The sequence below is a fragment of the Paraburkholderia sp. UCT31 genome (genome assembly GCF_014397655.1).
Lineage (GTDB): Bacteria > Pseudomonadota > Gammaproteobacteria > Burkholderiales > Burkholderiaceae > Paraburkholderia > Paraburkholderia tuberum.
Window position 1 is genome coordinate 1 of the sequence record NZ_VZQP01000079.1, and the last position, 25938, is coordinate 25938.

The 25938-nt window shown below is 64.5% G+C and carries 25 protein-coding genes and 5 pseudogenes; 16 read left to right on the top strand and 14 right to left on the bottom strand.

Annotation, left to right across the window (positions count from 1 at the left end):
• The 3 genes and pseudogenes from F6X40_RS37540 to F6X40_RS37550 all read right to left on the bottom strand — a co-directional run.
• Nucleotides 1-1513, bottom strand: a pseudogene (locus F6X40_RS37540) (hypothetical protein); the annotation flags it as partial.
• A gap of 219 nt (nucleotides 1514-1732) precedes the next feature.
• Complete coding sequence (gene pdeM, locus F6X40_RS37545) at nucleotides 1733-2395, bottom strand: ligase-associated DNA damage response endonuclease PdeM (RefSeq protein WP_187631356.1); 663 nt, start codon at nucleotides 2393-2395, stop codon at nucleotides 1733-1735.
• A pseudogene (locus F6X40_RS37550) lies at nucleotides 2392-4614 on the bottom strand (ligase-associated DNA damage response DEXH box helicase). The gene pdeM and the pseudogene F6X40_RS37550 overlap by 4 nt, the downstream one beginning before the upstream one ends.
• Before the next feature lie 251 nt (nucleotides 4615-4865).
• Here F6X40_RS37550 and F6X40_RS37555 point away from each other — a divergent pair.
• The 3 genes from F6X40_RS37555 to F6X40_RS37565 all read left to right on the top strand — a co-directional run bounded on the left by F6X40_RS37555 (nucleotide 4866) and on the right by F6X40_RS37565 (nucleotide 7132).
• A complete protein-coding gene (locus tag F6X40_RS37555; RefSeq protein WP_373685682.1) occupies nucleotides 4866-5216 on the top strand; it encodes an FKBP-type peptidyl-prolyl cis-trans isomerase in 351 nt (116 codons plus the stop codon).
• A 103-nt stretch (nucleotides 5217-5319) separates the two neighbouring features.
• Nucleotides 5320-5781, top strand: coding sequence for a DUF488 family protein (locus F6X40_RS37560; protein ID WP_184025218.1), 462 nt, complete (start codon nucleotides 5320-5322; stop codon nucleotides 5779-5781).
• Nucleotides 5782-6058: 277 nt separating this feature from the next.
• Nucleotides 6059-7132: a DUF6765 family protein gene (locus F6X40_RS37565; RefSeq protein ID WP_187631357.1), complete on the top strand. Its 1074-nt coding sequence runs from the start codon at nucleotides 6059-6061 to the stop codon at nucleotides 7130-7132.
• A 53-nt stretch (nucleotides 7133-7185) separates the two neighbouring features.
• On the opposite strand, the gene F6X40_RS37570 is transcribed toward F6X40_RS37565, so the two are convergent.
• Entirely contained in the window at nucleotides 7186-7437 is a 252-nt protein-coding gene (locus F6X40_RS37570) for a hypothetical protein (protein WP_184063095.1), read from the bottom strand.
• A gap of 413 nt (nucleotides 7438-7850) precedes the next feature.
• On the opposite strand from F6X40_RS37570, the gene F6X40_RS37575 reads away from it, so the two are divergent.
• The 5 genes from F6X40_RS37575 (at nucleotide 7851) to cls (ending at nucleotide 11190) form a co-directional block, all read left to right on the top strand.
• Nucleotides 7851-8189, top strand: a complete 339-nt coding sequence (locus F6X40_RS37575) for a hypothetical protein (RefSeq protein ID WP_090807114.1) — start codon at nucleotides 7851-7853, stop codon at nucleotides 8187-8189.
• 17 nt (nucleotides 8190-8206) lie between these two features.
• The gene (locus F6X40_RS37580) at nucleotides 8207-8371 is read left to right on the top strand and encodes a hypothetical protein (protein ID WP_184063093.1); all 165 of its coding nucleotides are present in this window, start codon (nucleotides 8207-8209) and stop codon (nucleotides 8369-8371) included.
• 30 nt (nucleotides 8372-8401) lie between these two features.
• Nucleotides 8402-9235, top strand: coding sequence for an H-NS family nucleoid-associated regulatory protein (locus tag F6X40_RS37585; RefSeq protein ID WP_187631358.1), 834 nt, complete (start codon nucleotides 8402-8404; stop codon nucleotides 9233-9235).
• Between the two features lie 22 nt (nucleotides 9236-9257).
• Entirely contained in the window at nucleotides 9258-9764 is a 507-nt protein-coding gene (locus F6X40_RS37590) for a hypothetical protein (RefSeq protein WP_187631359.1), read from the top strand.
• A 151-nt stretch (nucleotides 9765-9915) separates the two neighbouring features.
• Nucleotides 9916-11190 carry a cardiolipin synthase gene (gene cls, locus F6X40_RS37595; protein WP_187631360.1) on the top strand — a complete coding sequence of 425 codons (1275 nt, stop codon included), beginning with the start codon at nucleotides 9916-9918 and terminating at the stop codon, nucleotides 11188-11190.
• Here the strand turns inward: cls and F6X40_RS37600 are convergent.
• The 6 genes and pseudogenes from F6X40_RS37600 to F6X40_RS37620 form a co-directional block, all read right to left on the bottom strand.
• Nucleotides 11170-11397: a hypothetical protein gene (locus tag F6X40_RS37600; protein WP_187631369.1), complete on the bottom strand. Its 228-nt coding sequence runs from the start codon at nucleotides 11395-11397 to the stop codon at nucleotides 11170-11172. The two genes, cls and F6X40_RS37600, sit on opposite strands and share 21 nt — an antisense overlap.
• A gap of 7 nt (nucleotides 11398-11404) precedes the next feature.
• The gene (locus F6X40_RS43710) at nucleotides 11405-11632 is read right to left on the bottom strand and encodes a hypothetical protein (protein WP_410452641.1); all 228 of its coding nucleotides are present in this window, start codon (nucleotides 11630-11632) and stop codon (nucleotides 11405-11407) included.
• Nucleotides 11633-11678: 46 nt separating this feature from the next.
• Nucleotides 11679-11969: pseudogene (locus tag F6X40_RS43715) on the bottom strand (sulfatase-like hydrolase/transferase); the annotation flags it as partial.
• A 9-nt stretch (nucleotides 11970-11978) separates the two neighbouring features.
• A complete protein-coding gene (locus F6X40_RS37610) occupies nucleotides 11979-12521 on the bottom strand; it encodes a hypothetical protein (protein ID WP_184063085.1) in 543 nt (180 codons plus the stop codon).
• Between the two features lie 50 nt (nucleotides 12522-12571).
• Nucleotides 12572-13225, bottom strand: coding sequence for a response regulator (locus F6X40_RS37615; RefSeq protein ID WP_187631361.1), 654 nt, complete (start codon nucleotides 13223-13225; stop codon nucleotides 12572-12574).
• On the bottom strand, nucleotides 13222-14637 hold the full coding sequence (locus F6X40_RS37620) for a cache domain-containing protein (protein ID WP_187631362.1): 1416 nt from the start codon (nucleotides 14635-14637) through the stop codon (nucleotides 13222-13224). The genes F6X40_RS37615 and F6X40_RS37620 overlap by 4 nt, the downstream gene beginning before the upstream one ends.
• Nucleotides 14638-14877: 240 nt before the next feature.
• Between F6X40_RS37620 and F6X40_RS37625 the strand changes: the two genes are divergently transcribed.
• A complete protein-coding gene (locus F6X40_RS37625; protein WP_090807102.1) occupies nucleotides 14878-15075 on the top strand; it encodes a DUF3311 domain-containing protein in 198 nt (65 codons plus the stop codon).
• Nucleotides 15072-16553, top strand: coding sequence for a monocarboxylate uptake permease MctP (gene mctP / locus F6X40_RS37630; protein ID WP_187631363.1), 1482 nt, complete (start codon nucleotides 15072-15074; stop codon nucleotides 16551-16553). The genes F6X40_RS37625 and mctP overlap by 4 nt, the downstream gene beginning before the upstream one ends.
• A 177-nt stretch (nucleotides 16554-16730) precedes the next feature.
• On the opposite strand, the gene F6X40_RS37635 is transcribed toward mctP, so the two are convergent.
• A complete protein-coding gene (locus F6X40_RS37635; RefSeq protein ID WP_184063077.1) occupies nucleotides 16731-17963 on the bottom strand; it encodes an NAD(P)/FAD-dependent oxidoreductase in 1233 nt (410 codons plus the stop codon).
• A gap of 254 nt (nucleotides 17964-18217) precedes the next feature.
• Here F6X40_RS37635 and F6X40_RS37640 point away from each other — a divergent pair, with 254 nt between their 5' ends.
• The 4 genes from F6X40_RS37640 to F6X40_RS37655 are packed head-to-tail and all read left to right on the top strand — an operon-like array spanning nucleotide 18218 to nucleotide 22760.
• Entirely contained in the window at nucleotides 18218-19120 is a 903-nt protein-coding gene (locus F6X40_RS37640) for a DUF3348 domain-containing protein (protein WP_187631364.1), read from the top strand.
• 10 nt (nucleotides 19121-19130) lie between these two features.
• A complete protein-coding gene (locus F6X40_RS37645) occupies nucleotides 19131-21488 on the top strand; it encodes a DUF802 domain-containing protein (RefSeq protein ID WP_187631365.1) in 2358 nt (785 codons plus the stop codon).
• Nucleotides 21485-22135, top strand: a complete 651-nt coding sequence (locus F6X40_RS37650) for an OmpA family protein (RefSeq protein WP_187631366.1) — start codon at nucleotides 21485-21487, stop codon at nucleotides 22133-22135. Before F6X40_RS37645 ends, F6X40_RS37650 begins: the two co-directional genes overlap by 4 nt.
• Entirely contained in the window at nucleotides 22128-22760 is a 633-nt protein-coding gene (locus tag F6X40_RS37655) for a DUF2894 domain-containing protein (RefSeq protein WP_187631367.1), read from the top strand. Before F6X40_RS37650 ends, F6X40_RS37655 begins: the two co-directional genes overlap by 8 nt.
• A gap of 47 nt (nucleotides 22761-22807) precedes the next feature.
• On the opposite strand, the pseudogene F6X40_RS37660 reads toward F6X40_RS37655, so the two are convergent.
• A pseudogene (locus tag F6X40_RS37660) lies at nucleotides 22808-23069 on the bottom strand (zf-TFIIB domain-containing protein).
• A 7-nt stretch (nucleotides 23070-23076) separates the two neighbouring features.
• Nucleotides 23077-23829 (bottom strand): TerC family protein, encoded by a 753-nt coding sequence (locus F6X40_RS37665; protein ID WP_187631368.1) that lies wholly within the window; start codon nucleotides 23827-23829, stop codon nucleotides 23077-23079.
• A 106-nt stretch (nucleotides 23830-23935) separates the two neighbouring features.
• On the opposite strand from F6X40_RS37665, the gene F6X40_RS37670 reads away from it, so the two are divergent.
• A complete protein-coding gene (locus F6X40_RS37670) occupies nucleotides 23936-24583 on the top strand; it encodes a hypothetical protein (RefSeq protein ID WP_262421697.1) in 648 nt (215 codons plus the stop codon).
• Between the two features lie 182 nt (nucleotides 24584-24765).
• Nucleotides 24766-25440 (top strand): HAD family hydrolase, encoded by a 675-nt coding sequence (locus F6X40_RS37675; protein WP_018423463.1) that lies wholly within the window; start codon nucleotides 24766-24768, stop codon nucleotides 25438-25440.
• Between the two features lie 12 nt (nucleotides 25441-25452).
• Here the strand turns inward: F6X40_RS37675 and F6X40_RS37680 are convergent.
• Nucleotides 25453-25938 (bottom strand): annotated as a pseudogene (locus F6X40_RS37680) (hypothetical protein); the annotation flags it as partial.

A 25938-nucleotide genomic window follows, 5' to 3' on the forward strand; every position in this document is an offset into this window, starting at 1 on the left:
CGGCGGGGACGGTGGTGGGGATGGTGGTCATGGTCATGGTCATGGGCATGGGCACGGCGGCGATGGTGACGGCAATGGGGGCCATGGACATGGCCACGGTGGTGATGGTGACGGCGATGGCGGCCATGGACATGGCCACGGTGGTGATGGTGATGGCGATGGCGGCCATGGTCATGGCCACGGTGGTGATGGTGATGGCGATGGCGGCCATGGTCATGGGCACGGCGGCGATGGTGACGGCGATGGGGGCCATGGACATGGCCACGGCGGCGATGGTGACGGCGACGGCGGCCATGGACATGGCCACGGTGGTGACGGTGACGGCGATGGCGGTCACGGTCATGGTCATGGTCATGCTGGCGATGGTGACGGCGATGGCGGTCACGGTCATGGGCACGGTGGTGACGGTGACGGCGATGGCGGCCATGGCCACGGTGGTGACGGTGACGGCGATGGCGGCCATGGCCACGGTGGTGATGGTGACGGCGATGGCGGTCATGGCCATGGGCACGGCGGTGATGGTGCCGGCGACGGCGGTCATGGCCATGGCCAAGGTGGTGATGGCGATGGCGGTCATGGCCATGGGCGCGGCGGTGATGGTGCCGGCGATGGCGGTCATGGCCATGGCCAAGGTGGTGACGGTGACGGCGGCCGCGGCGATGGCGGCCACGGCGCCAGCGGTCACGGCGACGGCGGTCATGGCGACGGCGGCCACGGTGACGGCGGCCACGGTGACGGCGGTCACGGTGACGGCGGCCACGGTGACGGTGGTCACGGTGACGGTGGTCACGGTGACGGCGGTCATGGTGACGGCGGCCACGGCGACGGCGGCCACGGCAGCAGCGGTGGCGAAGGCAAAGGCGGTTCCGGCAACGGTGGCCATGGCGGTGAAGGCGATGGTGGCCAGGGCAACGGCGGCTACGGCCACGGCGGCCATGGTGGTGAAGGCGGCGGCCAGGGCAACGGCGGCTACGGCCACGGCGGCCATGGTGGTGAAGGCGGCGGCCAGGGTAACGGCGGTTCCGGCAACGGTGGCCATGGCGGTGAAGGCGGTGGCGGCCAAGGCAACGGCGGCTACGGCCACGGCGGCCATGGTGGTGAAGGCGGCGGCCAGGGTAACGGTGGTTCCGGCAACGGTGGCCATGGCGGTGAAGGCGGTGGCGGCCAGGGCAACGGCGGCTCCGGCCACGGCGGCCATGGTGGTGAAGGTGGCGGCCAGGGCAACGGCGGTTCCGGCAACGGTGGCCATGGCGGTGAAGGCGGTGGCGGCCAGGGCAACGGCGGCTCCGGCCACGGCGGCCATGGTGGTGAAGGCGGCGGCCAGGGCAACGGCGGTTCCGGCAACGGTGGCCATGGCGGTGAAGGCGGCGGTGGCCAGGCCAACGGCGGTTCCGGCAACGGAGGCCACGGTGGCCGTGGCGGCAACGGCGGCAACGGCGGCAGCGGCGGCGGTCAAGGCAGCGGCGGCCACGGTGGCGGCTACGGCGGCGGTGGCTCCGGCAATGGTGGCCACGGCGGCGGCAACCACTAACCAGTGGCAGGAGTCCCGCGAACCTTGCGGGGCTCCCGAGGGTGGAGGCCGGCGCCGCCCGGCCTCCACACCGACCGCGCTCGCGCGCCGCGGGGAGTTTTCAGCGAAAGAGCCAGCAAAAAACCCAGCCAGCGAACCGGCAAACCAATCCGCAAACAAAAAACCAACCAGGGAGCAAAGTGGACGGCCCCCGCCGTCCACTCAACTCCTCAACTCGATCACTCTCTGCTGTACCACCAGAAAAACCCTCTCCCCCAGAACGCGCCCCGTCTCACGCGCGCCTCCGGTAAAACTACCGAACGCCGGCAGCACCCCCCGATCGATCCCAAAGCGAAAGCACTGCACGCGCACTGAATCGGTCCGCGTCGCGATCCGATAGACCGGATGCACATGCCCCGCGAGCACATACGCGTGATCGACCGCATGCGGGTGATGGCACAGCGCCCACGCCCCGATATGCCACGGCTCGCGCACAGACTCGACATCCAACGTAAGCGGCAACGCACCGGCATGCCGATCGTGATTGCCCTCGACGAGCACCACGCGCCTCGACGCATGCCGCGCGCGCCACGCATGCAACGCATCGAGCGCGAGCGTCGACAGCGACTCGCGCGCATGCAGCAGATCGCCGAGAAACACCAGCGTCGCCGGCTCGAACTCGGTGATCAGACGATCGATGCGCAGCAAATTTTCCGCGGTCGAACCAGTCGGCACTGGAATGCCGCGCGCGCGAAACACCGCATCCTTGCCGAAATGCGCATCGGCGATAACAAGCGCGCGCAGCGCCGGATCGAAACACGCGCGCAAGCTTGACAGCACGAGAGGTCGTCCGTCGACGTCGATCGCGAGCGAGGTCGGCTTCATCGTTGCGCCGCCCGTTCGAGCTCGGCCAGCATTCGCTCGACGCGATCGGCGAGCTTCTCGGTGCTGACCTTTTCGCGCAGGCGTCCGACGATCAATGGAAACGCGAACGGGGTCGGCTTCTTGGGCCGCGTAAGTACGACGCGGTTCGCGTTCATTCGTTCGAGCGCAAAGCGAATGCGCCGCACGTCGAGTTCCTGCAGCAGTACTTCGGTATCGGCCTGGCACAGCAGCAGATTGCCGCGATCGTGCCGACGAAAGATCTCGTAGAAAAGCCCGCTCGATGCCTGCAATTGCCGCGCGCCCTTCTGCTGTCCCGGATGCGCCTGAAACACGAGTCCCGACACTCGCGCAATCTCGCGAAAACGTCGCAAGGAGAGTTCGGACGAATTGAGGCTCGCAAGAATGTCGTGATCGAGTTCGTCAGGTGAAAGCAGGCCATTCTCTATTTGCGCGGCCCAATCGAAAGCCTGCGCGCACAGCAATTCGAAACCGTAGTCGTTGATCGAAATCGAAAACGTGCCGGGCTTGTCGCGCGCGACTCGCCACGCGAGCAGAGCGCCAAGTCCGATATGCGCAATGCGTCCCGCGAACGGATAGCAGAAGAGGTGGTGACCCTCGCGCGATTTGAGCAGCTCGACGACGAGTACGTCCGGCTCGGGCAACGCCGACCACTTCTGCTGCAATTCGAGCAGCGGCCGCACCGCGCGCAATTCCGGTTCGTCGTAGATGCCGTCGGCGGCGCGCGCGAGCATCGTCAATGTGGCGTCGGCGAGCTCGGACGATAGCGGCTGCGGCTGCCGGCCCATTGCGGCATTGCGCCACGCGATAAGCTCGCGCGCCGCACCCACGCCGTCATGTCCTGAACGCGGATCAGTTCGAGCGGGCGGCCGCCGAACGTGAACACATCGCCGGGCTTGAGCCGCGAAATGAACGATTCCTCGATTGCACCGATGCGCCCGCCCGATAGATACGCAACGTTCAACGTGCCATTCGCGACGATCGTGCCGATGTTGTTGCGATGCCGGCGTGCGAGATCGTTGCGCGGGACGCGGTACAGACCGTCGCTATCGCGCGCGACGCGATGGTAGTCGGGATATGCGCGCAGCGTCGCGCCGCCGCCTTCGACGAAACCCAGCGTCCAGTCGAACTCCTGCTGCGTCAGATCACGATATGCATAGGTATGCAGAAGTTCATCGTACAACTCGAGCGCGTCGAAGCCACCGCCGAGCGCAACGGTGACGAGGTGCTGCACCGGCACGTCGAACGGCTTTTGCGGCGTATCGCGGCTTTCGATCTGCCGCTTGTCGACGGCTTCACGCGCGGCCGCCGCTTCGATCAATTCGAGCGCATGCGTCGGCACGATCGTCACGCGAGACGGCAAACCGGGCGCATGTCCCGAGCGGCCCGCGCGCTGCATCAAGCGCGCGACGCCTTTTGGCGAGCCGATCTGGAACACGCGTTCCACCGGCAGAAAATTGACGCCGAGGTCGAGACTAGACGTACACACGACAACCTTTAGCAAGCCGCTCTTCAACTCACGTTCGACCCACTCGCGTACCTGCTGATCGAGCGAGCCGTGATGCAGCGCGATCACTCCGGCCCACTCGGGGCGTGCCTCGAGCAGCGCCTGGTACCACACCTCGCATTGCGAGCGCGTGTTCGTGAAGACGAGCGACGTGTGTGCTTCGTCGATCGCGCGCGCGACTGCATCGACCTGCCGCATGCCCATATGACCGCCCCACGGAAAGCGCTCGATCGTGTCGGGAATGATCGTGTCGACGATCAGTGCTTTCGGCAGCGCGCCGTGCACGCTGACGCGCGGCGTCGCGACCGGCGCGAGCAGTACCTCGGTCGCGAACGACAGATTGCCGAGCGTCGCCGACAGCCCCCACACCTGCAAGCCGGCCCGCCAATGGGTGAGACGCGCGAGCGCGAGTTGGGTCTGCGTGCCGCGTTTGTTGCCGAGCAATTCATGCCATTCGTCGACGATCACGAGCCGAACCTGAGCAAGTACTTCGCGCGCATCGGCGCGCGTCGTCAGGTGAATACGAGGGGAACGGTAGCGGTTCGAACGCGGGTTCGCGCGCATCGAGCCGCGCCTGTTGCGCGCGGCTGCGTGGAATCCGGCGCGGCCTTGGCGCGCGAACGCGCTCGTCGGAGCGGGCTGGCACGGCGCAGAGATCGCAAGCGGGGTCGTCGGAATGGGCCGGCTCGGTCATCGAAAGCGCTCTCAACGAGTGTGGCGGATTCGCTTGCCGGCGACTCGCGCCGGACGTTCATGTGGACCGAGGGGTCGCGCGACGGTTCAGCGAGGTTCCTGATGGGCGCGCAACGATCCGCGGCATCGGGCAATATGTGGGAGCCTCGGCCGACACCCGATCCGTTACAATCAAACGGACTACCCCACTGGAGATTCGCTTTGAAATCACTCGTTGCTTTGCTGGCCGCAGCCGTTCTGTCCTCGACCGCGATGGCTGCCGCGCCGACCACGGAGAAGTTGCCGTCCGGCGTCATCGTCGAACATCTGACGCAAGGCACGGGCCCGCAACCGTCCGCGACCGACGTGGTAAAGGTCAACTATCGCGGCACGCTGCCCAACGGCACCGAATTCGATAGCTCGGCCAAGCATGGCGGGCCGGCCACGTTCCCGCTCAATCGCGTGATTCCGTGTTGGACGCAAGGCGTGCAGAAGATGAAAGTCGGCGGCAAGGCGCGACTCACGTGCCCGGCGGCGACCGCATACGGCGATCGCGGCGTCGGCCCGATTCCGCCGAATACCGATCTGACCTTCGAAGTCGAACTGGTCGACATCGTCAAATAAAGCACGCGAGCGGCGCTAAAGATGCACTGACACCCGAGCCTCGCTGCGCCAATCGCAGCGAGGCTTTTTTATGGGCGCCGAATGGCCTGCCAGGGGATTCACCATGAAACGTGACAAAAGTAGCGTGCAGGTGGCCAGCATTGGTTTTACCGGCAAGAGCGCCCAGAAATTCTTCAGTTTGCTGAAGGACGCCCATGTGCGCACGGTGCTCGACGTTCGCCTCAACAACACGTCGCAACTCGCGGGCTTTGCGAAAAAACAAGATCTGCCTTACTTTCTCGACCAGTTGTGCAATGCGGCGTACGTGGAAATACCGGAGCTGGCTCCCGAGCCGGACCTGCTCAAACGCTACCAGGGCAAGCAATTGAGCTGGGAGAACTTTCGAGAGGAATATTTCGACCTCATCGCGCGCCGCCGCGTGGAAAGTAATCTGGATATCGCGCTATTCGAATCGGGTTGCCTGCTTTGCAGTGAACATTTACCACATCATTGCCACCGGATGTTTGCGCTCGAATATCTGAACCAGCACTGGAATAGTCGTCTTTCCGTTACACATTTGACCTGACCGGCGCCGATCGGGCCAGGTTACGTTTATCCGCCTCATTGGCCGGCGGCTTTCCGTGCCGGCAGGTTACATCTCGCCGGCCGCGCCCGCGTTTCCTTCAGTAGCCCGAATGGTTGCGTGGCGCGAAACGTGAAAAAGCGCGTCCAGTACGCATGTTTTTTTCAATGCGTGTGCCGCTCGCTCGTCTACTATCTACTCACGCGCAGCTCCCTCTATTCGTCTCGCCCTATCGCCGGCCACGAACCGGCCGTGATTATGCGCGCCAGGAGCGCTTGCCATGAACATCGACTTTCATTACGGCGTGGTCTACATTGCCGCGCGCGTCGGCGGCATGACGGCCGGCGATGCGCAAACCATCGCGCATGCCTGCCAATATGTCGACGACGCAACTACGAGCGGAATACTGCGGTTCAAAGGCGGCGAGACATTCGAGCGATTCGCGACCGCGCACAAGTTATTCGATTACGCCAATACCGAGAACGACCAGAACCGGCTCGTGTGGACGCCGTTCCATTTTCTGCCGGCTGGCGAGGGTGAAAGTCTCGAGGAAAAGGCGATTTGCCGGCCCGACAGTGAAGTTGCGCGCGAAGTCGTGCGGCGCGCGATCCGGCAGCGCGATTCGGAGACCGCGTTGCACCGGCTCGGCGTGACGCTTCATACCTATGTCGATACGTGGGCGCACCAGGGATTCGCGGGCATCGAAAGCCCGTGGAATCGCGTGCATCTTCTCGAGGCACAGGATTGCACGCGCAAAGGCTGGCTCGCGAGCCTCGAACTAGCGGTCGCGCATCTGATCGAGCATGTCGAGGAGGACGTTCTGACGATCGCGTTGCCGGTCGGCCACGGCGCCGCGTTGCATTATCCCGACCAGCCATGGGCGCGCTGGCATTACATCGACGGTCGCAATCACTTCATCTCACGACATAATTTGCCGGATTTCGTGCAGGCGGCCGACATGAGTTGTCGTGTCGTGCGAGCTTATCTGGCCGGACGCGAAGATTTCGAAAACCAGCCAGGCATGCCGGACGACGTTAAAGACGCACTGACCCGGCTGCTCGATACGAACCGCGAACCCGACGACAACCTGCGTCTGAGAACCGTTTGCGAATGGGTGAATGCAGGCCGTATTCCAGGTTTGAAAGAACCCGTGCCCGGCTATATTGCCAAAGGACAAGGTTCGTGGAAGTACCAGGCCACCGGTTTGTTGTGCGATGACGACACCGGGGACAGACCGGAGTGGACGACCGCCTTCGAGAAGAGCGACTACCGGCTCTTTCACGACGCGGTCAAACAGCACCGTTTCGTGACCACTCAGGAGATCTTGCCCGCGCGCGGATTACGCATTGCCTAAGTGATCGGAGCAGGGCGCGTGCGAACGTTTGCGGTGGCGCCCGTATTCTCCAGTCACTGCATTCGGGCTTGCTGATGCGGCGCAGCCTGAGTCGCCGCCTGCTGTTCTTCGGCGTGCTTTTTGGCCATATGCCGTCCGACGATACAGCCGCCGACCGCGCCGACCACCGCATGATGTCCCGCGTAGTGCCCGGCGACACCGCCCACTACCGCTCCTTTCAGGCAACCGGCCGCGTTCGCGGTGCCGGCCATTGCCAACGAGACTGCCATTGCCCCGAGGGCGGTCCGAATAAAACCAGCTTTCATTGCAACTATCATCGTGTTTGAGTGGATCGGAATTAGGGTGGCCCGGCGTCCATTTCAATAGCCGCCGCGAGCATGGCGGCTGACAAAGGACTCTCTATTGGCCATACGTCTGCCGCTGGGCACGGATACGAAGTGTAAATGGACTTGGCCGGTACAGGGGCAACAGATGCTGCAAGATCGGTAACGGCACGTTACCGGAGCCCGGGCGGTGTCTTTGCACGCGTCGTCAGTGGCGTTTCGCGCATGCTTGAATCCGTTCGCTATAGCGGGCCACGAAAAAAGACCGTTTTCAAATAAAAAGTGGACTACTCTCCTTTGAATATCCAAAGGCCTGGCTATAGTAGAAGCGACTAATGCCAGAAAGCACGGCGGCGCCCCTTTCTGTTGCCGATGCGGATGACGGGGAAACACAAATGACGCCATCGAATGCAGCGATCTATCAGACCAGGACTTGCACGCCGGAGTCGTTGCGCACGCTCGCGAGCTTTCTCGAATTGGCGCTCGACGAGGGAAAAAGCGTGGTCGTGATGCGGATCGGCAAGCAGGCGCGCAGCGTTTATGTCGGAAATCCATCCGGGGCATTGGAGGATTTAACGGATTCCGGCGTCGTCGACGCTTTCCAGGCAGATGAAATGCTGGTACTGACCCGCCTGGGCCTGAACCGGATAACGGCGGACGGTCAACACTACCGCTTCATACGGAGTGTGAGGTACATTGCCGATCGCCAGGTCGTCGTTTTTACACCCATCTGAGTGGTGGTGGAACCGAAATGAAAAAGGAAGAATCAGGAGGGAAGGAAAAGGAAGAAAGCTTCGATGACCCGGTAGAAAACCTGAAAGCTTTGTTATTTGAACGCCGCATCGGCGCTCGTATCGGTGTATTGAAGCTCGGGATAGGTCAATACACTGCCTTTCTTCCGTCATTCATGGCATAGTTCAACGATTACCACATAAGGAGCAATCAAATGCCTTCGTTAGAGCAAATCCAAGCAAAGCTTAAGAAGCTCCAGGAGCAAGCTGACGTTCTCATTGCCAGAAAAGCACAAGCCGCGGTCAACCAGATTCGCGAATTGATGCTCAAGCACGGTCTCACGACTGCCGATATCGAAGCACAGGCGAAGGCACGACGTGCCGCGCGAGGTCTGAATGGCAATCCGGCGGGTCGCGGAAGACCTGCGGGCGCGAGCAAAGCCGCCAGGTCGGCAACCCCGGCGAAGTATCGCGACCACAAAACCGGCGCGACCTGGACGGGGCACGGCCGCGCGCCTGGCTGGATCGCCGGCGTGAAGGACCGCACGGCGTTCCTGATCGACGCTGCGAGCGCAAGCAAGCCCGCGGCTGCTCCCGCCGCGAAGCGCGTCAAAGGGCAGCCGAAAGGCGCCCAGCCGCCGAAGTACCTGAATCCGAAAACCGGCGCGACCTGGAGCGGCCGCGGTCCGGCGCCGGCATGGCTCGCGGCCGTCAAGGACCGCAGCAAATTCCTGATCGATGGCGCGAGCATGGCTGCCGCTCCGAAAGCGGCGAAAACGGCGGCAAAGAGCAGCCAGGCGAAAGCGACCGCGAGTGCGGTAGGCAAGAAGACCGCGGCGAAAAAAGCAACGCGCAAGACGGCCGTGAAAAAGACCGCAGCCAGAAAGGCCACTCCGGCAAGCCGGAAAGCCGCGGTGAAGAAGTCCGCCGGCCGCAAAAGCGTTGTGGAGGCGGCAAGAAAAGCACCGGCGCGCAAGGCTGCTGCAAAGAGTACGGCCGCACCCGTCGCGGCGGCTCCCCAAACGCCAGAGACGCAAGCAAGCGCGTAATAGCCGTGGAGTCGTGAAGTAGATGGTTAGCACGTTCGATGCACCCCGGCAGGAAGATCAGGTCTTCCTGCTGGACTCCGCTCCTCATCCGGCAGCCGATGCCGCCGAACCATTCATCGTCGCCAGCGATCGCCGCGTGATCCTCACTTATCCGATCGCGGAGTCGGACTTTGAACGGTTCGGGCCATTCGATCCCGACGACGATCCTTTTTGCGCGGTGCTGTTCGCCGACGCCATCTTTCACCGTCTCGGGCCGCCGGGCGATGACGATCTCGTCATTCATCCGCTCGCGGCGCAAGGCCTCGTCGGCTGCGCGGTGCATGAAGTCGTCAATTCGTCGTTGTGCGCCGAGATTGCCGCCGTGGCGACAGACTCCGTCGCCATTGCTCCCGAGGCACCGGCGCGGCGGCATTTCATCATTACGTTTCAGGCATCGACGTTCGAATGCGTGGCGTCGGACTATACGGTCATCGGCGTATTCGGCGCGGGCGAAATCGCAAGCCGCGAGGCATTTGCATTGGTCAGATAAAGCATTGGAACCAGAAAGCAAGGCGCGGTCCTGATCCGGGCACGCGCCGTGCATGACGTGCCGATAGTGAAAGCCAGGCACGAGTGCGGCATTCTCCCGTCGGATGCGGGACTCGTATACCGTGACCCGCCGCCTGCCATCGAGGCCACGCATGCTGACCATTTCTATTACCGCGTTCGTCACGCTCGTGATCGTTCTGCTGATCGCCAATCTGTCGAGCGGCGAGAAGAAAATAGAACACAGAATCGAGCGGCTTTATAAGAGCGAAGATCCGCAATTCCTTCGTTCGATGGGTTTATTGCTCGGTCCACCCGTGGTGCCGGGTAATCGCTTCGAGATGCTGCTCAACGGCGACCAGATCTTTCCGTCGATGCTCGAGGGCATTCGGTCGGCGCGCGAAACCATCACATTTGAAACGTTTATTTACTGGTCCGGCGAGATCGGCGGACAGATTGCGCGTGCGCTTGCCGATAAGGCGCGCGAAGGTGTCGCCGTGCATGTACTGCTCGACTGGGTCGGTTCGTCGAAAATGGATCGGCACTATCTGCAACTGCTGCGGGAGGCCGGCGCCGAAGTGGTCAGGTATCACAAGCCGCATTGGACCGGACTCGGTCGCATGAACGACCGTACGCACCGCAAACTATTGGTGGTCGACGGCCGCATCGGTTTTACGGGCGGGGTCGGCATAGCGCCGGAGTGGACTGGCAATGCGCAGGACGAAAAGCATTGGCGCGATACGCATTTTCGCGTGACGGGTCCAGTGGTCGGCCATATGCAGGCCGTGTTCATGGACAACTGGATCAAGGCGACCAGCAGCGTATTGCACGGTCCCGAGTATTTTCCGCACGTCGATGCCGAGCCGAAAGGAGCGGGCCAGGGTCTCGCACATATGTTCAGCAGTTCGCCGTCGGGCGGCAGTGACGACATGCAGTTGATGTATCTGATGGCCATTACCGCCGCCACGCGCAGTTTGCAGCTTGCGAGCGCGTACTTCGTGCCCGACAAGCTCACCATCAACGCGATCGTCGAAGCCGCGAAACGCGGCGTGAAAGTACAGATCGTCACGCCGGGCAAACGCATCGACACGCACACGGTGCGCGAAGCGTCGCGTGCGTGTTGGGGCGATCTACTGAAAGCGGGCGTCGAGATCTACGAGTACCAACCGACCATGTTCCATTGCAAGTTGCTGGTAGTCGACGAGTACATGGTGTCGGTCGGCTCGACGAACTTCGATAGCCGCTCGTTCAAGCTGAACGACGAAGCGAACCTGAACATCTACGACCGCGATTTCGCCACGCAGCAGACTGCCGCGTTCGACGACGACATCGCGAAGTCGAAGCGCGTCACGCTCGAAGCATGGACGCGGCGTTCGTTCACCGAGAAGCTCGTCGAGAAATTCGTACGGCTACTGGATACACAGCTTTGAATGCCGGTGCGAACGAGACGAAGCGCCGATCAGCGCCAACTGGCTGTCGATATAGTCGATGCACAGCTCGCGGCAGCGCGAGGATACCGCCGCGCTCGCCGTACTGATGGAAGGCGCGGCAAACGCGGCGGCAAATGCGACCGCCGCGATCGCGGCGTATGCGCCATACAGCGCCACGCCGCCTTTGAGCTTGAATGAAAACGCCATTGTGTGCTCAGTAGTAGCCGCGCGGACGCAACGGCTCGACGCCGCCGATGCTGGTCATGTAGTCGTTCCACTGCTGCACGAGACTATCGATGATCGACTGGTTCTGCGCCGACACGTCCTGCGTTTCGCCGCGATCGGCGCTCAGGTCGTACAACTGCCAGCGACCGTCGACGGGGCCGAGCGGCGGTTCGGTCCACAGGGCGACCGCGAGGAACGTCGCGGTGTTGTCCGTCACGTGTGTGAATTCACGCAGCGTCGGCTTCTGCGAAGTCTGGCCCGGCCCCGGCCATGTACGTGTGATAGCCGCCGTCTTTCAGCAACTGCGCAACCGATAGCGCGCGATCGTTCAGATAGCCTTCGTATCCCGGCAGTCCTTTGCGCTCGTCGGTCGGCACACCCATCGTGCCTTCGCCGACCAGATGGTGATCGGTGCCCGAGATCAGCATCGAACGCGTGATCGCGCAGACGGTGCCCGTGTGGTGATTCGTCAGGATGCGGCCGCTTTGCACCAGCGCATCGAGATTGGGCGTGTTGATTTCGCCCCCGAACGCGTGGATGTCGGAGTAGCCGAGACTACCGCGCTAATTGCCCGGATCGAGCACGGGCTTGTCCGGTTCCGCCTGGGTGCGGTAAGGCAACTGCGCGGCGTGAGGATCGGTGATCGTGTTGTCGATCACGCGCTCGACGTCCGCCGTTTTGGCGAGTTCGGTGAGGAAAGTCTTCTTGTCGAAGCCCGGCGCGACGCAGCCTTCGACGTAGATAAAGCGGCGTTGCAGCGTGAGCCATAGCGTCGATTGCTCGCGCCAGTGCGTCGCGACGTTTAGATTCGCGAGACGCCGTTGCACGCTCTCGGCGATTTCCGCGTCGTACAGATACGCGTTCGGCAAACGGCAACGGCCTTCGATCCAGCAGCTATTGCCGCGTTCGATTCTGTAATGGCTATCGTCGAGCCATTCCTTTTCGGTTTCGAATGGGCCAAGCGGAGTTGGGCAGTCGGCGATCGCTTTGGATATCTGCAGGAATGGATCGTGGCCGCGATTGACGCGCGCCGGTTCGCCATAAACGCGAGCCGTGGCCACGCAAATCATCAGACCGGCAAGACTCAGTTCGAACACGCGCTTCATGCCGTGGTCGCTCCAGGTGTGGACCGCTCATTATCGCGCGCCCGCAAACCTCAACGCTTGTTGCGCCGGTTCTCGACCGCGAACTTGATCAACTCGGCCTGTCCTTCGATATCGAGCTTGCGCTTCAGATTCAGCCGATGCGTCTCCACGGTTCGCACCGACAGATCGTTGCGCTGCGCGATCTGCTTGCTCGACAGTCCCTCGGCAAGCGCATCGAGAATGTCGCGCTCGCGCGGCGTCAGGCGTTCGACCGGCGATTGCGTTGCCGACGCCTGGATCAGTCGAGCACCGATCTCCGCGCTGAAGAACGTCTTGCCGTCGAGTACCGCGCCGATCGCCTGAACGATTTCGAGCGCCGGCGAATCCTTCAGAACGTAGCCGCTCGCGCCCGCGCGCACCGCCTGCGTCACGTATTCGAGGTTGTCGTGCATCGACAGCATCAGCACACGAATCGCCGGAAAGCGCTCGTGAAAGAGGCCCGCCAACGCAATGCCGTTCATGCCGCTTTTCATGCCGACATCCATCAGCGCCAGATGCGGCGCCTGTCGTTCGGCCAGCGCGAGCGCTTGCTGCGCGTCGCCCGCTTCGCCGACCACTTCGAAGTGGCGCACTGCTTCGAGCCGTGCGCGCAGACCGTCGCGCACGAGCGGATGATCGTCGACGAGCAGCAGACGCGCGATGGAAGGAGAGGCCGTGTCGTTCATGATGAGAGTTCCTGCAGGGACGGCACCGTTGCATGCGTCGTGGGCAGCGGCACGCGCGCGGCGACGACGGTGTGCCCCGGCTGCGAGTTCAGCGACAGCGTGCCGCCGAGCGCTTCGAGCCGTTCGCGCATGTTGCGCAGGCCGACACCTTCACGTCCGCCGACGAATGCTTCGGTCACGTCGAAGCCGTGGCCGTTGTCGGAGATCGTCAGCGTGACCGCATCGCGCGAAACCTCGAGCGCAAGCGCCGCGCTCGACGCCTGCGCATGTCGCACGATGTTCGTCAGCGCTTCCTGGGCGATGCGAAACAGCACGGTGTTGACCGTGTCGGGCAACGTGGCGGCATGCGTGTGCGCGATCTGCGTGAAGCCAATCGCGATGCCGGACTCGTCGCCGAGTTCGCGCGTCAGTTGTTCGAGGGCGGCCGCGACGCCGAGATCGTCGAGCATCGACGGACGCAGCGCATGAGAAATGCGCCGGACTTCGCGCAGCGTATCGCCGAGCCGCGTGAGTCCGGTGGACAGGGCGGCCTCGGCGGCGGGCACGCGTGCGTCGCCGCGTTCGAGCCGCGCGAGCGCCGATTCGAGCAGCAGCTTCACGGACACCATCATCTGGCTGATGCCGTCGTGCAATTCGCGCGACAGGCGCGCTCGCTCGTTTTCCTGCGACTCGACGACCTGCTGCGCGAGCCGCTTCAGCTTCGCGTCGGCACTTCGATATTCGGTCACGTTCAGCACGAGTGCGCACAGCGCAATGACCGCGAGGCCAGCCACCGCGATCGCGTCGATCCACTTCATCGTGCGATCGATATTGGCCGCGGCCTCCCCGTCGATGTGCGCGAGCGTCGTGTCGACGTCGTCGAGATAGATGCCGGTGCCGAGCATCCAGCCCCAGCGTTCGAGCGGGACCACGTAGCCGAGTTTCGACTCCTCCTTGCCGGTCGACGGCCGATGCCACAGATAGCGCACATAGCCGCCGCCGCGCGCGGCTGCGGCGAGTAGCTGCTGGATCGTCGGCGTGCCCTGGCTATCGCGCAACGACCACAGATCCCGACCCACCAGATCCGGCTCGCGCGGATGCATCAGCGTGCGGCCGTGCAGGTCGTACACGAAGAAGTAGCCGTCCTCGCCGAAATTCATCTTTTCGAGCACCGCGAGCGCACGCGTGCGCAGCAGCGCGTCGTCGCGTGCGTTGTCGCCGCCGGCCTCGTAGAGCGGCGCGATCGCAGTCGTCGCGAGTTCGACGTAGTGCTTGAGCTCGATCTCCTTACTCGCCATGTACGCGGCCTGGGTGGTCGCGTGCTGCCGCTCGGCGAGTGCGGTCGCTTCGCGGCGCACGCCCGTCTCGATGCTGGCGATCGCCGCCAGAAAGGGCACGATCGCGAGCAGCACTATCTTTGCTTTGAGTTTCATCGTTGAAAAAAGCCAGTCAACGGGCTACGTAATATTACGTAGACGGCTTACGTAGTTGCGCGCTTGAAAGCAAGCGCGCGAAGGCGAATACTACATGCCCGTCGCATACCGCGCCGCTCGAGGCCTGGCGCTCGAGTGTGCGACGTTCCCCGGTCTTCCGCCTGACCTCAGGCAACCGGGCATTTGCGCGTCGGGCCACGAGCCATCGCGCGCGCTGTCGATAATACTCAGGAGACGTTCGTGGAGACCTCCCCCTCGGCCGGCCGTTCATGGCTCTGGCTCATTTTGCTGATCCCTTATATCGCGCTGCTGTGGCTGCCGTTCTATAACGACACGCATCCGCCGCTCGCGGGCTTTCCGTTCTTCTACTGGTATCAGTTTCTGTGGGTGCCGTTGACCTCGCTGCTGATTTACATCGTGTATCGAGGTCTCAAATGAGCGATCTGAATCCTGTGAACCCGGTTGCGATGACGGTCTTCATCGCGTTCTTCGTGCTCGTCACGGTGATCGGCTTTTTCGCGGCGCGCTGGAAACGCGGCGATCTGACGCAGTTGCACGAGTGGGGTCTCGGCGGACGGCAGTTCGGCACGGTCATTTCGTGGTTCCTCGTCGGCGGCGATTTCTATACCGCCTATACGGTGATCGCGGTGCCCGCGCTCGTTTATTCGGTGGGCGCGTATGGCTTCTTCGCGCTGCCGTACACGATCATCGTTTATCCGTTCGTGTTCGCCGTGATGCCGAAGCTGTGGAAGATTGCGCACGCGAAGAACCACATCACCGCGGCCGACTACGTGCACGGCGAGTACGGCGGCAAGTGGTTCCCGGCGGCCATCGCGCTGACCGGCATCGTCGCGACGATGCCGTATATCGCGCTGCAGCTGGTGGGCATGCAGGTCGTGATCAAGGGGCTCGGCGTCAGCGGCGAATTGCCGTTGATCGTCGCGTTCGTGATCCTCGCGCTCTATACGTATGCAAGCGGCCTGCGCGCGCCGGCGATGATCGCGTTCGTCAAGGACATCATGATCTATATCGTCGTGATCGCGGCGGTATGGCTGATTCCGGCGAAGCTCGGCGGCTATGGGCAAGTGTTCGCACTGGCCGATGCGCACTTCCAGGCGAAGGGCGGCGCGACCGGTATCCTGCTGAAGCCGAATCAGTACACGGCGTTCGCATCGCTCGCGCTCGGCTCGGCGCTCGCCGCGTTCATGTATCCGCATACGATGACGGCGGTGCTGTCGTCGGCGTCGGCAAAGACGGTGCGCAAGAACGCGATCTTCCTGCCTGCGTACACGGTGCTGCTCGGCCTGATCGCGCTGCTCGGCTATATGGCGATCGCCGCCGGCGTGAACGTGAAGTCGGCAAGCGACGTGGTGCCGACCCTGTTCCGCACGCTGTTCCCGTCGTGGTTCGTCGGTTTCGCGGCCGCCGCGATTGCGATCAGCGCGCTGGTGCCGGCCGCGATCATGTCGATCGGCGCGGCGAATCTGTTCACGCGTAATCTGTGGCGTCCGCTGGTGTCGCCGAACATCTCGCCCGAGGCGGAGGCAGCCAATGCGAAGATCGTTTCGCTGGTCGTCAAGTTCGGCGCGCTGCTGTTCATCGTGTTCCTGCCGACGCAGTATGCGATCGATCTGCAACTGCTCGGCGGCGTGTGGATTCTGCAAATTTTCCCGGCCATCGTGTTCACGCTGTACACGCGCCGTCTGAACACGCCGGGTCTGTTCGTCGGCTGGCTCGTCGGTATCGTGCTCGGCACGGGCCTCGCGATTTCGCAAGGGCTCAAGCCGGTGTATGGCCTGCATTTCGGCCACGAGAACTATCCGCTGTATATCGGCCTGATCGCGCTCGTCGCGAATATCGTCGTGAGCTTCGCGGTGTCGGCAGTGTCGCCGCGACGGGCTGCCGTGACGGCCTGATCGACGGTTGTCCGGCTCGATGAAGAACGCCGCGGGGCTGTTGGCCCGCGGCGTTTTTTTTATTGCTTCGACGGCTGCTGGCTTGGTCGGAGGCGTGCCGTGAGGGTGGCTTTAACGTGAGATGGCGATAATTGCGCGATGAAGGCGGAGATTTCGAGCAGGCCTCAGACCATCCGGCTAAAACCGCTCGACTCGAAACGGCCGCGGATCGACCAGCGTCTGCTCGCCGGTCATCATCTCGGCGATCAGCCGCCCCGTCACCGGTCCGAGCGTCAGACCATGGTGCGCATGGCCGAACGCGAACCACAGTCCCTGATGTTTCGTCGCGGGCCCGATGATCGGCATCATGTCCGGCGTGCACGGGCGGCGTCCCATCCACGGTTCGGCATCCAGACGTTCGCCGAGCGGAAACAGCGTGCGCGCGATCGGCTCGACCGCGTCGAGTTGCGCCGGCGTCTTGGCCGCCTCGGGGCGCGCGATTTCGGCGCCCGTGGTCAAACGGATGCCGCGCGCCATCGGCGCGAGCACATAGCCGTGTTCGACGTCGAGAATCGGATGGTTGAGCCGCGCGCTCCGACGCGGCGCGTAGTGCATGTGATAGCCGCGCTTGACCGCGAGCGGCAGCCGATACCCGAGCCGCGTGCTCGCGCGATCCGACCACGGTCCGAGCGCGATCACCGCCGACTCGGCCGTGATCGCCCCGTCCCGCGTCTCGACCTGCCAGCCTTCACGCAGCGTATCGGCATCGCCGAAGAAGAACCGTCCGCCGAGCGCTTCGAAGTACCGCGCGTATGCGGTGACGAGCGCGTTCGGATCGCTGACCGAATCGGATTGCGGATAGCGCAGCCCGCCTTGCAGACGCTTGTCGAGATCGGGTTCGAGCTGTTGCAGGCGCGGCGCGTCGAGCGTTTCGAACTCGACGCCGTACTCGCGATGCCACTGTTCGGCGAGGGTGGTTTCGGCGTCGCGCGCGGCGGCATGGCGAAACACCTTGATCCAGCCGATCGGCCGCAGCAGCGCGCTGGCACCGGCATCCGCGGCAAGCGCGCGATGTTCGCTGACACAATGCTCGATCAGCGTCGCGTACGATTTCGCGATTTCCGCGTGCTTCGCCGGATGCGAGTTGCGCCAGTAGCGCCACAGGAACGGCGCAACCTGCAGCATCGCGTCGGCGTGATAGCGCACGTCGGGCGACTGGTTGCGCGCGTAGCGCAGCAGGGTGCCGAGCCCGCGCGGAAACGCGTACGGATAGACGCCTTCGCGCTGGATCAGCCCGGCGTTGCCGAACGAGGTCTCGTTGCCCGGCTGCTTACGGTCGATCAGCGCAACCGCGCGGCCGCGTTTCTGCAGATGCACGGCGACGCACACCCCGACAATGCCGGCGCCGAGCACCACGGTATCGAATTTCATGCTCCCTGTCCGCCTTGCGTGTGTTCTGTGTGTTGTCGACGCTTCGCCGTGTTCCAATGCGCAGCGAGGCGTCAGCTTTCATCTTATACAGGGATAGGTCCGCTTCGCTATTGGCAAAAAAGCCGCGCTCGGGAAAACGCCCGAATGCCAGGTTCGATCGGGCAAAACCGTGTCTTTCGACGCACGATCGAGCGGGCGACTTCGGACTCGCTCGCGTCAGCGTGTAAACTGCTGACTTTTTTGCGTCCGGTGGTATGTTGCAAGCCCCTCAGCGCAGCGCCCTCACTGGGCCTGCGCTCGTTCGCTTACTGGCCCGTCTCGCCGAGGCCGACGTCGCCGAATCGCGACAATCGCTGGCGGATCGGCTGAGCCAGTGGCTCGGCTGGACCGACGCGATCGCGTTGTCGTCGGCGCTGGATGGCAAGCCGCCGTCCGTCGCTGGTGGCGCGCGCGCGTTCGGCCGTGCGGAAGAGGAAGAGTGCACGCGCGTGCGCCGCTCGCTGGTGAGCGCAATCGTGAGCGATAGCGTGCTCGCCGGCTCACGGCGGCGTGGCCCGTCGCCGTCGTCCGCCCGGATGTCGGCGCCGCGCGTGGCGGTCGACACGCAGGCCGACTACGCGGTGTTCCGACAGCGCTATCTCGCGCTTCAGCAGTCGATGGAAACGGCGATCGGCACGTTGCGTGGCCGGCTGCGCGCGCTGCTGGCGACGCAGGCGCCGTCGCTCGCGCGGCTCGCGGTCGTCGATGCGGTGATGGAGCGTGCGCTCGGCGAGCGCGAGCGGAGTTTGCTCGGCGCGGTGCCCGGGTTGCTCGGCGGCCACTTCGAGCGCTTGCGCGAGGGTGAGAAGCGGAGGTTGGCGGAGGCGGAAGCAGCGGCCGAAGTTGCCGCCGATGCCGATCCCACGCGGCAGCAGTCGGCCGAAGTCGAAGCCGGCGCTGCAGCCATGCAGCTGGAAGCAGCCTTGGCTCACGTCAAAGCAAGCACCGCAGCCACGCGGCTCGCCAGGTCGACCGATGGCGGCAACGCTGCCGTGCCGCTCGCGTCCGAGGCGTGGCTCGACGTCTTCCGCAAGGACATGCAGAGCGTTTTGCTGGCCGAGCTGGATGTTCGTTTTCAACCGGTCGAAGGGCTGCTCGCGGCTCTTCGCGCCTGCTAACTGGGACCCCATGTCCAGATATCGTATCGATCTCGTTGTATTTCTCGCGGGGCTCTCCGCGGCGTGCTGGATCGCCGTCGGTTATGCCGTTTCCAATCCGCTCGCGTTCGTCGTCACGCTGCTGATCGGCGTCTTCTACGTGCTAGGCGCGCTCGAATTGCGCCGCTATGGTCAGGCGACCGCCACGCTGACAGGCGCGCTCGCCGCGTTGTCCGGACCACCGCCGAGCCTCGGCGCGTTTCTCGAACCTGTCCATCCGAGTCTGCGCAATAGCGTGCGGCTGCGCGTCGAAGGCGAGCGCGTCGCGTTGCCGGGACCCGCGCTGACGCCGTATCTGGTCGGTCTGCTGGTGCTGCTCGGCATGCTCGGCACGCTGCTCGGCATGGTGATGACGCTGCGCGGCACCGGCCTTGCGCTGGAGAGCGCTAGCGACCTGCAGGCGATCCGCGCATCGCTGGCCGCGCCGGTCAAGGGGCTGGGCTTCGCGTTCGGCACGTCGATCGCGGGTGTCGCGACGTCTGCGATGCTCGGGCTGCTGTCCGCGCTGTCCCGCCGCGAGCGGCTCGAAGCGGCGCAACAGCTCGACGCGAAGATCGCGACGACTTTGCGCGTCTACTCGCAGAGCAATCAGCGCGAAGAAAGCTTCCGGCTGCTGCAACGCCAGGCCGAAGCGACGCCGCTGCTGGTCGAACGTCTGCAGACGATGATGAGCGCGCTCGAACAGCAGAGCGCCGCGTCGAACGAGCGGCAGATAGCGAGCCTCGACGCGTTTTACGGCCGCACCGAAGCCGCCTATCTGCGGCTCGCCGGTGTGATCGAGCAGTCGCTGAAGGACAGCGTGGCCGGCAGCGCGCAGGCCGCCGGCAAGGCCCTGCAGCCGGTCGTCGAAGCGACGATGGCCGGCCTCTCGCGCGACACCGCCGCGTTGCACGACGCGGTCACCCAGGCCGTGCAGCGCCAGCTCGACGGCATGTCGAGCGGCTTCGCGGCGACCAGCGCGAACGTCGCCGAAATTTGCCAGAGCGCGCTCGCCGGACATCGCCAGGCGAGCGACGAGTTGGCTGCGCAACAGTGCGCTTCGGTCGAACGCGTCGCCGAAGCGTTCGAACAGCGCTCGCTCGCGCTGCTCGACGGCGTGTCCGCGCGGCTCGAAGCGACGGCGAGCGGCATGTCGCAGGCCTGGGGCGATGCGTTGGCTCAGCAGCAAAGCGCGGGCGACAAACTCGCCGCCAACAACGAACAGGCGTTGGCGCGCGCCGCCGCGACGTTCGAGCAGCATGCCGCGGCGTTGCAGAGCGCGGTCGGTAGCTCGCATGCGAACTTGCAGACCGAACTGAGCGCGCGCGACGAGCAGCGTTTGGGCGCGTGGGCCGAGGCGCTCGACGCGATGGGTGCGAAGCTCAGCGAACAATGGCAGCAGAGGGGTGCGCAAGCCGCCAGCCATCAGCAGCAGATCTGCGACGCGCTTGCGCAAACGGCACGCGATATCTCCACGCAGACGCAAACGCATGCCAGCGCGACGATCGCGGAAATCGATCGACTGGTTCAAGCCGCGGCTGAAGCACCGAAGGCGGCGACAAACCTGCAAGCGGAACTCGCCGCGCGCGACGAACAGCGCTTCGCGGCATGGACCGAAGCGCTCGCCGCGATGACCATAAAGCTCGACGAACAATGGCAGCAAACGGGTTTGCAAACTGCGACCCGTCAGCAGCAAATCTGCGACGCACTCGAGCAAACCGCACGCGATATCTCCACGCAGACGCAAACGCATGCCAGCGCGACGATCGCCGAAATCGGGCGCCTCGTGCAAGCGGCGTCCGAAGCGCCGAAGGCCGCTGCCGAAGTCGTCGCGGAGCTGCGCCAGAAGCTCTCCGACAGCATGGTCCGCGACACCGCGATGCTCGAAGAGCGCAGTCGTCTGCTCGCCACGCTGGAGACCCTGCTCGACGCAGTCACCCACGCGTCGACCGAGCAACGCACGGCCGTCGATGCCTTGGTCTCGACGTCGGCGGGTCTGCTCGAACGCGTCGGCAATCGCTTCACCGAACACCTCGAGCACGAGACCGGCAAGCTCGGCACGGTCGCCGCGCAGGTCACCGGCAGCGCGGTCGAAGTCGCGAGCCTCGGCGAAGCATTCGGCGCGGCCGTGCACACCTTCGGCGAAGCGAACGACAAGCTCGTCGCACATCTCGAACGCATCGAAGCAGCGCTCGACAAATCGCTCGCGCGCAGCGACGAACAGCTCGCCTACTACGTCGCGCAGGCGCGTGACGTGGTCGACCTCAGCGTGATGTCGCAGAAGCAGATCGTCGAAGACCTGCAGTTGCTGGCCGCGCAGCGCGCGACCGCCGGAGCCGACGCGGTATGAGCGAGGACATCGACGGCGGCGTGGAAACCTCAGCGCCGATCTGGGCCTCGTTCGGCGATCTGATGTCGGTGCTGGTCGGCGCGTTCGTGCTGATTCTGGTCAGCGTGATCGGCGTGCAGCTCGAACTGTCGAGCAAGCTCGAGCAGGAGGTCAAGCAGCGCCAGGCCGAAACGCAGCGCCGCAAGACGCTCGAACAGGCGCTCGCGGGACCGCTCGCGGCGGGGCGCGTGACGCTCGTCAATGGGCGCATCGGCATTAGCGGCAACGTGCTGTTCGCGCTGAACTCCGCCCAGCTGCAGCCTGAGGGTCGCGCGCTGCTGAAGAGTCTCGCCGGGCCGCTGTCCGCGTATCTGCGCGCGAGCGATCAGATTCTGATGGTCAGCGGCTTCACCGACGATCAACGCCTGCGCGAAGGCAATCGACGCTTCGCCGATAACTGGGAGCTGTCGGCGCAGCGCGCGTTGACGGTCACGCGCACGCTGATCGACGAGGGCGTGTCGGCGTCGTCGGTGTTTGCGGCGGCGTTCGGCTCGGAGCAGCCGGTCAGTTCGAATGCCGACGAACCCGGCCGCGCGAAAAACCGCCGCGTCGAAATCGCGCCGGTGCCGCGGCCGTCGAGTGCGGCGGCGGAGAAGTCCGGTGCTTGACGACGCGATCCACGCGGCTCGCGCGAGGCTCGATGCATGGCGCGCGAGCGGCGCGGCTCGGCTCGATCCGGTGCGCTTTCATCTGCTCGACGCGCTTACGCGGCGCGCCGCACAGCACAGCGGCGAGCCGCGACGAGTGCTCGAGCAACGACTGGCAGGACTGCTGGCCGACTATACGGCCGAGGTCGAGCGTGCCGCTGCGCACGAGAGCGCGTCGCAAGCCACGTCCGGTGAAGCCAACGCGGCCGACGACGCCACGCTCGCGGCGCTGATCGAACGCCTCGCCCGCCACCACGCGCGCGCCGATGCTCCGCACGCTGCCGCCTATCCCGATCTGCCCGCAGTCGACTACTTCCGCGAAGTTTGGTCCAAACTGCGCACCGAAAAGCAGTTGCGCCAGTCGCTCGCGCAGGTGCCAGGCAACGCGGGGCCGCTCAATTCGAGCAGCCTCGTACATCGCGCGCTGTCGTTGATGCGCGAGCTGTCGCCGGAATATCTGAAGCAATTTCTGTCGTATGTCGATACGCTGTCGTGGTTCGAGCAGATGAACGGCGGCGCACCGCTCGAGAAGGAAGCGCCGCGCGCCGCGACGACCGGCAAGGGCGTTCGCAAGAAGGCGCGCTGATGCGCTAACGGCGGCTGGAATTTGCGTGCGCCAAGCCGCCGAAGCGTTCAGCCGAAGTCGAACACATCGAAAATCGAGCGCTTCTTTTGATACCCGCGATGTTCGTCGCGACGCTCCTCGTAACGCTGCCGCTCGCTTTCCAGGGCACGCTCGCCGCGCCGCGAGCCGTCGCCGTCATCCTGCGCAATCAACTTGTCCAGTTCGCCGCGATCGAGCCATACGCCTCGGCAAGTCCGGACAGTAATCGATTTCGATCGAGCGGCGCTCGGTCATCAGCAAACCGGTCGTTTTGCAGACTGGGCATTTCATCACGGCATCACTCCTCGCTGCTTGCCAGACGTTTCGTTTTCGCGCGCCGCGCGAGCATGTTCATCGCCTCGACGAACGCGGAAAACGCCATCGCCGCATAGATATACGCCTTCGGAACGTGCGAGCCGAAACCATCGGCGATCAGTGTCATGCCGATCACGAGCAGGAAGCTCAGCGCCAGCATCACGATGGTCGGATTGCGATCGATGAAGCGCGCGAGCGGCTGCGCCGCGAACAGCATCACCATGATCGACACGATCACCGCGATGAACATGATCGGCAGGTGCTCGGTCATGCCGACCGCGGTGATGATGCTGTCGACGGAAAACACGAGGTCGAGCACGATGATCTGGCCGATCGCGGCCGCCACGGTCAACTGCACGGTCGAGCTGGTTTTCGCGGCGAGTTCGTCATCGGGGATCATGTGCTGACGGATTTCGGTGGTCGCCTTCCACACGAGGAACAGGCCGCCGCCGACGAGGATCAGATCGCGCCACGAAAAGCCATGATCGAACAGCGTGAACGCGACCGCGGTCAGCTTCGTGATCCACGCGATGGTGCTGAGCAGAAGCAGCCGCATCACCAGCGCGAGCAGCAGCCCGATGCGCTGCGCGCGCGCGCGTTGCGCTTCCGGCAAGCGGTTGCTGAGGATCGAAATGAAGATCAGGTTATCGATGCCGAGCACGATCTCCATCACGATCAGCGTGACGAGCGCGGCCCACGCGGCGGGATCGGCAACGAGTGCGAACAGGGAGTCCATGAGGTGGCGTAATCGAGTGCGCCGCGAGCGGCGGAACAGCCATCATGGGCCTATTCGCGGTTCGAATGAACCAGTCGTTTCGGATTTTTCGAAGTATCGGATCAGCATGCTCAACTATCGTCACCTGTACTACTTCTGGATCGTCGTGAAGGAGGGCGGCTTTGCGCGCGCGGCCGGGCGCGGCGTCGCGATGACCGAGGCCGGCGAGCAGGCGTTCGATCGCGCGGAGCAAATCTTCCAGCTGGGCGAGGCGTTGCTCGACGAGATGCGCGAAGCGAGCGGCGCGGACTCGGTGCGGCTCGCGGTTGGGCTGTCGGATGGGATTTCGAAGCTCGCCGCGCACGCGTTGCTCGCGCCGGTGCTGGCCACGCCGTCGCTCAGGCTGCTGTGTCACGAGGGGGAGCCCGCGCAGCTGTTGTCGGAGCTTGCGCTGGCTCGGCCGCGCGGACGGCGTGATCGAGGAGATTCACGCAATCCGCTCGCGACGCGGCCAGCATCTTGCGCTCGCGTCGCAGGTGATCGCGGCGGCGCAGTCGTGAGGGCATCGCACTGTCGCGGCGCGCCACGCCTGCGCCGCGCGAGATCGGAACGCGTGACGCATGCCCACCGTGACCGCCACCCGCGTATTCGTCGACGACGGCGGCAGCGTGTTGAGAGTCGCGTGCGACAACACCGAATCGCCCGGCGGGCCCTGCGCGTACGAAAGGCCGAAGCCGTACGGGCGGTTGTTCGCGAAGTTGCCGGCCTTTGCTGAACGAGTTCATCGTCTCGAACGTGAGACCGTGGTAAAGCGAAATCGGGGCAAATACGCGCCCATCTGTGGGAATTTGCGCACATCGTGTAGAGACCGTGAGCGTCGTGAAGGGCGACGAGCCGCCCTGGCCGTTTCATCGACACATGGCATAGTGATTGAACCCATCATCACCGGAGGCCGGCATGCGCATCCAGACATCCTTTCTTTTCGACCTCGACGGCACGCTCGTCGACAGCGTCTATCAGCACGTGCTGGCGTGGAAAGAGGCGCTCGACAGTGAAGGTATCCCGCTGTCCGTCTGGCGTATCCATCGCAAGATCGGCATGAGCGGTGGACTGTTCACGGACCAGTTGCTGCGTGAGACACACGGCGAGATCAGCGTCGAACGCGCCGAACGGCTGCGGCACGCGCATGCGGCCGCCTATCAGCGGATGCGCGCCCAGGTCTGTCCGCTGCCGGGCGCGCGCGAACTGCTCGACGCGCTGACCCAGGCCGGCACGCCGTGGGCCGTCGCGACGAGCGGGCGGATGGAAACCGCCGCGCTGAATCTGGCGGCGCTCGGCGTCGATCCGGCAAAGGCGGTCGTCGTCACGCGCGACGACGTCAAATACGCGAAGCCCGATCCTGACCTGTTCCTCGCCGCGGCCGAGCGGCTCGGCGTGTCGATCGAGCACACGGTCGTGGTCGGCGACAGCATCTGGGACATGCTTGCGGCCCGCCGCTGCCGCTCGCTCGGTGTCGGCCTGCTGTCGGGTGGCTATGGCACCGAGGAACTGGAGCGCGCGGGGGCGTTGCGCGTCTACGACGATCCGGCCGATCTGCTCGCGCACCTCGACGAGGTGGCGTCGCGGCCGTGAGCCCCGCGTCGCTCAGGGTTTGATGATGGGCGGCTCCGCGGCGGGCTGCGTCGGTCCCACCTTCGACGATTCGCGGACGAGCCGATCGGTCATCGCCGACGCGACCGGATTCGTGCCGCGGCCGCTACCCGCGCCAGCCCCCGGGGGATTGGCAGACTGCAACGGCACGGTGAGGCCGGACGGCATCGGCAGCGACGGGTCGGGTTTCGCCGATTCCTTGACCAGTTGGTCCGTCAGCATCGCGGCGACCGGGTTGGCGCCATTCGGGTGCGTGTCGTCGCGCCGGCGGGCATGGGTCTGGTCGATGCGCGGCCCGTACTGCGGCCTCGGTTGAGCTTTTTCCTGTGCGTACGACTGCGACTTCGAGGGGGCGTGCGTGCCTGCGGCCGGATTGGCCGCGGGCGGCTCTGCGTTATCGATGCGGCCGCTCGCGGTCTGGCTCGACTGGGGCGTGACGCTCGGCACGGGCGCGGCCGCTGTGGCGGGCAGGGACGGGGC